Genomic DNA, 8085 nt, shown 5'->3' on the forward strand with positions numbered 1-8085 from the left:
GGACGGCCGACACGGTGGCGACAACGTGGCGAGTGGCATGTTGTAGCACCCACTCGCGGAACGGCCCCGGGTCGGGCTCACCGGATGTGGCGAGCCCGACCCGGGGTCAGACCGTACGGATCAGAGCTCGACCGAGGTGATGTCGAGTTCGCCGACGTTGTTCAGCTCGAGCTTCTTGATCTTCTCCGAGTGGCCGGACTGCTGGCCGTAGAAGTAGATCGGGATGCTCGGGACGTCCTGGTCGACAACCTCGACGGCCTTGGCGAACGCCTCGTGCGAGGCCTCCAGGCTCGGCGCGGCGCTGGCCTGCTTGGCCAGGGTGTCGACCTGCGGGTTGCTGTACAGGCCGTCGTTGGAGGAGCCACCCTTGACGTAGAGCGGGTTGACCCAGTTCTCCACGTCCGGGTAGTCCTGCTGCCAGGCGGCACGGTACGGGCCGTTCATCTTGTGCGCGTTGATGTTCTGCCGGAAGACCGCGAAGGTCGGGACGCCCTCGGCGCGGGCCTCGATGCCGAGGTTGGTCTTGACCTGCTGCGCAACGGCGTCCATCCAGTCCTTGTGGCTGGAGTCGGCGTTGTAGTAGAACACCATCTCACCGGTGAAGCCGCCGGCCTCGGTCAGCAGCTGCTTGGCCGTGGTCGGGTCGAACTTGCAGGCGGTGCAGTTGCCCGGCTTGGCGCCCGGGGTCAGCGGGTTCGCCCAGCTGTCGGCCGGCTTGCGGGTACCGAAGAAGATCTTGTCCGAGATCTCCTGCCGGTTGATCGACAGCGAGACCGCGCGACGCAGCTTCGGGTTCTGGAAGCGCTTGTCGTAGATCGGGAACGCGATGAACGCGGTCGACGGGGTGACCGTGTTCAGGCCCCGCTCGCCGAGGTCGGCCTTCCACTTGTCGCCGGCGAGCGCCGAGGTGGGGACAACCTCCATGAAGTCGAGGTTGTTGCTCAGCAGGTCGGCGTACGCGGCCGTCTCGTCCTGGTAGAGCTTGACGTCGACGTCCTTGATCTTCATCTTGTCACGCAGGTTGTAGTCGTCGAAGCGCGTGAGCTTGATGACGACGTTGTCCTGCCACGAGACGAACTTCACCGGGCCGTTGCCGATCGGCTTCTTACCGAAGTCCTCGGGCTTCATGGTGAAGAACGCGTCCGGCAGCGGCATGAAGGCGCTGTAGCCGAGCTTGGTCGGGAAGACCGCGGTCGGCGCGGCGAGGGTGACCTCGAAGGTCTGGTCGTCGACGACCTTCAGGCCGGAGAGCTCCTTGGCCGACGGGGTCGGGGCCTTCTGCGGGCCGTCCGCGCCGTCCGGGTCCTCGGTGTAGGTCTTGTCGAAGCCCTCGATGTCCGAGAAGAAGGAGCCGTTCTGCGCGCCGTTCGGCGAGTACGCGGCCCAGTTCCAGGCGTCGACGAAGTTCTTCGCCTTCACCTCGGTACCGTCGTGGAACTTGGTACCCTTCTTGATCTTGATCGTGAAGACCTTGGAGTCCTTGGTGTCGATGGACTCGGCCAGCGCGTTGCGCGGGGCCCCACCGTCGTTCGGGTACTCAACCAGGCCGGTGAACAGCCAGTCGATGACCTTGCCACCGCCGGTCTCCGTGGTGTTCGACGGAACCAGCGGGTTCTCCGGCTGGACGCCGTGGATGACGATGGCGCCGTCCTTGCTGGCGGCGGCGTCGCCGTCGCCGTCACCGCTCGAGCAACCGCTCGCGACAAGCGCGGCAGCCGCGCTGAGCGCGATCGCGCTCGTCGCCCGCTTCGAGACTCTCATTCCGAGGGGCCTCCTCTTTCTAACCTGGTCCGTCGTGGGTTTCACGCACGTTTGGGGGTGACACCGCCCGGCTACCTCGGGGCGGAGGTCGCCGGGACCACAGGGAAGTTTGGAGACACCCCTGATGTTCCGATCCGCCGGGCTCCCCACCCGACGGGGCACGACGCTACGCAGGCGTCGCGACCACGAACCCGCCGGGAAGCAGCGGAGATCATGGTCGTGGGCCGTACGGAGTGCCACACACCGAGGGTGAGGTGCTGCCACTGTGACACCCACCGGCCTCTTCCGTGAAGGTGCCGTTATCAAGCCGTTAGTTGCCCGCCACGTAGCCGATACTTGAAAAATGATCATAAAACGGTCGGTGTGTAGCTCCCCGGCTTCAACGCTCCGACCTGCCAGGAGACCCGTGCGGCGCTCAGATCCCGGTCTTTGTGAGTCACCCCGCACCCGGGGCCGTCGATCGGTGACCGCTCGCGCACTCAGTGTTCTTTACCCGTCCGGATGATGTCCTCGTCCGCTACACGGGCACCAGCACCAACTGGGTGGACGAGGGCGCCGCGGACGGACTTCTGCACACCACCTACGGCCGAGATGACATCGGCCCCGGCACCGCTCGCGCGGTTCCGGGGCCGATGGTGCGGCGAAATGGATCAGGCGGTGAAGCGGACCTTACGGCGACGCACCACCAGGACGGCCACCGCGCCCGCGGCGAGCAGCAGCAGACCCGCGGTCGCCGCCGCCGCGATCGGCGAACCGGTCAGCGGCAGGCCGCCACCGTTGCTCGCCGGCGAGGTGGACGGGGCCGGGCTGGCCGGCTGCGCCGAGTCCGACGGCGTGGCCGACGGGGTGGTCGGCGACGGCGACGCGCTCGGGGTCGCCGACGGGGTGGCCGGCGGCGTCGTGGGGACGGCCGTGAAGGTGGCCGCCGCCTGGGCGGTGACCGTCGCGCCGGTGCTGCCACCGAGGATCAGCTTCTGCGCCTTCTTGGGGCCGGTGAACAGGAACACCCGGCCGAAGGAGACCGAGTCCTGCGCGGTCAGGGTCACGTTGACCGTGCCGGCGGCCTCGGCGGCGAGCCAGAACTGCCCGCCGTTGGTGGTCGTGGTGACCGGCTTGCCCTCGGCGTCGACGGCGGTGCCGCCGGTGGCCGCGACGGTGATGGCGCCCGCCGGGCCCTTCACCGTGAACGGACCGGCCTTGCCGCCGACCGTCGCGGTGGCGCTGGCCGGGTCGACGGACAGCTCGGCACGCGGCTCCGGCTGGTCGGTGGCGTTCTTGACGAGGTAGTCACGAACCTTCGTGATCACCTCGTACTGGTTGCGCGGCTGCAGGTCCTTCTCCCAGGCGCCCAGCTCGATGCCGTCGCTGAAGTGCCAGATGGCGGTCTGGGTGCCGAAGTAGAGCAGGTTGTCGAGCTGCTTCTTGCCGATCTTGGTCTCCACGCCGGCGGCGGCGAGGAGCTTGGTCGAGTCGGCGTTCGGGTAACCGTGGGTGAGCACCCACTGCACCTTGCCGAGGTTCTTCACCTGGGACTCGTCCCAGGTGCCCTCCTCGTACTTGCCGTCGAGCTTCACGTTGGTGTGGTAGTCGATGCAGAACGCCGGCACCAGCTTGCCGTCGATCTTCAGAGCGAGCGCGGACGTCTGGATCGGCTTGCCGTCGAGCTTGAGCTTGACCTGGCTGCCCTCGACCGCCTTGGCCACACCGGTGGCCGGAGCGGCGGCGGCGGCGCCAGCCACGCCGAACGCCAGGGCACTGCCCGCGACAGCGGCCAGGGCGACCCGCGCCCAGCGTTGTCCTCGTTGTCCGAACATCAGAAGTGGTACCTCTCCCCCAGGGGTGACCCGCGATCCGCGGGCACGCGCGTGAGCCGTCGTTTCCGCGGGATGCGACACCCACGCGCGGAAACGGGACCGGGGCAGTATGGAACCACGGTTGATCTTTTGTCAGCCCCGCCCGGCGGCATCCGTGGCATGTGTCCGAATTGCCGGGGCGGAGGAATTAATCACACGAGCCGGCGGTCCGCCGCCCAGCGGGAAAGCTCGTACCGGTTGGACATCTGGAGCTTGCGCAGCACGTTCGACACGTGCGTCTCCACCGTCTTGATGGAGATGAACAACTCCTTGGCGATCTCCTTGTACGCGTACCCCCGGGCGAGCAGGCGCAGCACCTCCCGCTCACGGTTGGTGAGCTGGTCCAGCTCCGGGTCGGCGACCGGCGCGTCCGGCCGGGCCGCGAACGCGTCCAGCACGAACCCGGCCAGCCGAGGGCTGAACACGGCGTCACCGTCGGCCACCCGGCGGATCGCGGCGGCCAACTCGTCCGGCGAGATGGTCTTGGTGACGTACCCCCGCGCGCCGGCCCGGATCAGCCCGATCACGTCCTCGGCCGCGTCGGAGACGCTCAGGGCCAGGAACTTGACCTGCGGGTGACTGCGCCGCATCGCCTCCAGCACCGCGCGGCCGCCACCGTCGGGCATGTGCACGTCGAGCAGCACCACGTCGGGCACCGTGACGGCGATCCGGGCCACCGCCTCGGCCACCGTGCTCGCCTCGCCCACCACCTCGACGTGGGCGCCCAGCTCGGCACGTACCCCGGCGCGGAACATCGCGTGGTCGTCCACCAGGAAGACCCGCAGGCGTTCCGGGCGGCTCTGAACCGGGTGCTCCGTCGGCTGCTCGGCCATGGTCATTTGTTCCTCTCCGCCGCGGACGAGTCCCGGGAGATCGGCAGGATCAACCGGACCTCAGTCCCCTCCCCCGGGCCGGACCGGATCTCGGCCCGTCCGCCGTGCCGCTTCATCCGTCCGATGATCGAACCGCGTACGCCGTGCCGGTGGTCCTCCACCGTATCCGGATCGAAGCCCTTGCCCCGGTCCCGGACGAAGACACTTACCTGTTCCGGTTCCACCTCGGCGTAGAGCGACACGGTCTGCACGCCGGCGTGCCGTGCCGCGTTCACCAGCGCCTCCCGGGCGGCGGCGACCAGCGCGCCGACCTTCTCGTCGGTCTCGCGGTCACCCACCACCACCGCCTCCACGGTGATCGCGAACGTGTCCTCGACCTCGGCGGCAGCCTGCTCCAGGGCGGCCGCGAAGCGCTCGTTCGGCGAGGCCGTGGGCTTGTAGAGCCAGTTGCGCAGCGAGCGTTCCTGCCCCCGCGCCAACCGCTGCACCGTCTTGACGTCGCCCGCGTTGCGCTGGATCAGCGCCAGGGTGTGCAGCACCTGGTCGTGCACCATCGCGGCCAGCTCGGCCCGCTCCTGCTCCCGGATGCGACCCTCACGCTCCGCGCGGAGCTGGTTGTACGTCCGCCAGAGCACCGGCGCGGCGACCACGCCGACCCCGGCCAACCCGACCAGCGCGAAGATCACCCCGTTGATCACCGCGTCGAAGTTCTGTGCCGGCGAGTAGACGGCCGCGACACCGATGATGCCGACCGCGACCAGTACCCCGCCGCCGATGAACCGGAGCACGAAGGCCCGCCGGTCGCTCTCCTCGACGACCGCCCCGAGCCACGGGACCGGCATCGTCTCGCCCCAGCGCCGCCGCCGCTCGGGCGCCGACTGGTGCCAGATCACGCCCGCGCCGACCGCGATGATGGCCACCAGCCAGCCGGCGGTGCCCGCCGCGCCGACCGAGTCGAAGACCATCACCTGGATCAACAGGACGCCGAGCCCGATCGCGACGAACGGCAGGAGCTGGGCCACGTCCCGCCGGGGCGGCACGGCGGTGTCACCGGGCCGCAGCGGCACCACCGCCCAGAACGCCGCGTACAGCAGCAGGCCGAGCCCACTGAGCCCGAGCAGCACCATGAACGCGACGCGCACGCGCAGCACCGAGATGCCGAGGTGGTCGGCGATACCGGCGGCGACGCCGGCGGCCATCCGATGCTCGGGGGCCCGGTACAGGCGCGGAGGCGGGGTCACGGTGCTGATCACAGGCTCCCTGGTCGCGGTGGTGGGGCTTGGTGCGGGTCGATGAGTTCGATCGTCACACGCTGCGGCGTCCCACGACCACGGGGACGCCCCCGACATTCCGGCCTCGGAGATCTCAGGGTGGTGTCAGGGTCGGGTCCTGAGGTCGTTCGGGCGAGGTGGGCCGCAGGATCGAGGCATGACCGAGGAAGCTGCCCCGCCGCCCCGTCCCGGGCCGGCACAGTCGGGCGGTTCAGTACCGCCCGCACCGCCCACGACACCCGCCGGCTGGACCGAGCCGACCACGTTCGGCCCACCCGCCGCACCGCCGACCGACGCCCAGCACGAGCCGCCGGGCGCCGGCTACGCCCCGGGTGCCGGCTACGCGCCGGGTGCCGGCTACGCGCCGGGTGCCGGCTACGCGGCCGGCACGGGCTACGGGCCCGGCGGGGGTACGACCGGCACGGGCTACGGGCAGCCCGGCGGTGGCGCGGGTACGCCTGGGGGGCCCGGCGCGGCCGGACCGTCCGGGGGCCCGCTGGGCGGCACCGGCTTCACCTCGCGGTACGGGCTGGTCCGGCCCCGCGACGGCCGATACCTCGCCGGGGTCTGCGCGGCGATCGGACGGGCCACCAACACCGACCCGGTGCTGTGGCGGGTGCTCCTCGCCGTGCTCGGGTTCTTCGGCGGCATTGGCATCCTGGTGTACGTCGCCGCCTGGCTGATCATCCCCAACGAGGGCGACACGGCCTCTCCGGTGGAGTCCATGCTGGGGCGGGGCCGTTCCAGCATGTCCCCGGTAACCGTGATCATCCTGGGCATCCTGGTGGCCGCGAGCTTCGGCTACATCGTCACCGATGCCTTCCGCGCGGTCCTGCTCGGCGCGGCCATCCTGATCGGCGGCGCGTTGCTCCTCAACCGGGACAACCGTGGGCCACAGCCCTCGGGTGGACCGGTGCCGCCCGCCCCGGCGGGCACGCCACCCGGGCCGGTTCCGCCGGTCGCCTGGCCCGCTCCCGCGTACGGCACGGTGCCGCCCGGCGGTCCGCTGGCGACCGCGCCGCTGGCGGGCGACACCCTGTCGTACGTCACCGCGCCGCAGAGCGCGTACCCGCCTGTCCAGGGTGGTCAGCCGCCCGCGACGGCGCAGCCGCCCGTCGGCGCGCAGCCGGCATCCCCGGCGACGATGGTGTCCGGGGCAGGTCCGGTGTCCGCGCAGCCGGCCGCCGCGACGGCCACGTCGCAGGGCACCGGTTGGCCGGCCGCCTCTCCCGGTTGGCCGGGCGGCGACTCGCCCACCAGCGGCTGGCCGTCGGCGCCGGTGACCGCCGTACCCGCCGCCGGCCCGTCCACCCTCCCCGGGGCGACGACGCCGGGCGGATACCGCCCTCCGTTCGCTCCACACGGCCCGTACGCGGCACCGGCGCCGGTCGCGTACCCCCCGCCCAAGCCACCGAAGCCACCGAAGCGGCCCCGGGAGCGTTCGCCGCTCGGTCCGGTGACCTTCTCGCTGATCTTCCTGGCGCTCGGCGTGGTCGCCCTGCTCGACCTGTTGGACGTCTTCGACGTCGGCGCCTCGGCGTACTTCGCGGCCGCGTTGGCCACTATCGGGCTGGGACTGCTGGTCGGCACCTGGTTCGGCCGGGCGCGCTGGTTGATCGCGCTGGGGCTGGTGACGGCCGCCGCGTTGGGCACGGCGACCGTCGCCGAGTCCTACGACCGGATCCGGGGCGTGGACGGCGCGGTCACCTGGGCGCCCACCGACTACCGCGACCTCGCCGACCGGTACGAGAACAGTTTCGGTGACGCCGTCCTCGACCTGCGCGGCATCGACTTCACGAAGCAGGACACCCAGGTGACCGTGGCGATCAACTTCGGTCAGGCGACCGTGGTCGTACCGCCCAACGTGGACGTCACCACGGTGGCCGACGTCAACGCCGGCGACGCCACCGTCTTCGGCAACCGATCCGGCGGAATCGACGGCCGGCTGCGGGAGTCCACCGACCTGGGCGCGGACGGCCCCGGCGGCGGGAAGCTGCGGCTGTACATCCACGTCAATGCCGGCAACCTGGAGGTGACCCGGTGAAGGCTCACCGTACGGACCTGCTCTCGTTCGCCTTCGGGCTGGTGTTCCTGGCGCTGTCAGCCTGGTGGCTGCTCGCCCAACTGCTCGGGCTCGCGCTGCCGCCGGTCGGCTGGTTCCTGGCCGGCGCGCTGATCCTGATCGGAGTCTTCGGTCTGGTCGGCGCGCTGCGCTCCGGCCGGTCCGGCCGCCCGGAGCCGATCGAGACCACCGGACCGGGTGCGACGGCCTCCGCTGCGACGGGCGCGGGCGCGCCCCCGCCCCGCGGCGCCCCCCCGGGGCCCCCCCCGGGCCCCGCCCGGGCGGCGCCCCGCGGGGGGGCCCCC

General features: G+C 71.1%; 6 protein-coding genes. 2 read left to right on the top strand and 4 right to left on the bottom strand.

The features are described from left to right. Nucleotides 1–120: 120 nt before the first annotated feature. The 4 genes from AB0J36_RS30030 to AB0J36_RS30045 form a co-directional block, all read right to left on the bottom strand. Nucleotides 121–1761 carry an ABC transporter substrate-binding protein gene (locus AB0J36_RS30030; RefSeq protein ID WP_357126268.1) on the bottom strand — a complete coding sequence of 547 codons (1641 nt, stop codon included), beginning with the start codon at nt 1759–1761 and terminating at the stop codon, nt 121–123. 650 nt (nt 1762–2411) lie between these two features. Next, the gene (locus tag AB0J36_RS30035) at nt 2412–3575 is read right to left on the bottom strand and encodes a Cys-Gln thioester bond-forming surface protein (protein ID WP_363661430.1); all 1164 of its coding nucleotides are present in this window, start codon (nt 3573–3575) and stop codon (nt 2412–2414) included. A gap of 191 nt (nt 3576–3766) precedes the next feature. Next, nucleotides 3767–4447: a response regulator transcription factor gene (locus AB0J36_RS30040; protein WP_357126583.1), complete on the bottom strand. Its 681-nt coding sequence runs from the start codon at nt 4445–4447 to the stop codon at nt 3767–3769. 2 nt (nt 4448–4449) lie between these two features. Next, nucleotides 4450–5688 (bottom strand): PspC domain-containing protein, encoded by a 1239-nt coding sequence (locus AB0J36_RS30045; protein ID WP_357397000.1) that lies wholly within the window; start codon nt 5686–5688, stop codon nt 4450–4452. A 187-nt stretch (nt 5689–5875) separates the two neighbouring features. On the opposite strand from AB0J36_RS30045, the gene AB0J36_RS30050 reads away from it, so the two are divergent. Then, a complete protein-coding gene (locus AB0J36_RS30050; RefSeq protein WP_363661431.1) occupies nt 5876–7762 on the top strand; it encodes a PspC domain-containing protein in 1887 nt (628 codons plus the stop codon). Next, nucleotides 7759–8085 (top strand): hypothetical protein (locus tag AB0J36_RS30055; RefSeq protein ID WP_363661432.1); only part of this gene is annotated, 327 nt, incomplete at its 3' end. The genes AB0J36_RS30050 and AB0J36_RS30055, both read left to right, overlap by 4 nt.

The sequence above is a fragment of the Micromonospora sp. NPDC049662 genome, assembly GCF_040675055.1.
Classification (GTDB): Bacteria; Actinomycetota; Actinomycetes; order Mycobacteriales; family Micromonosporaceae; genus Micromonospora.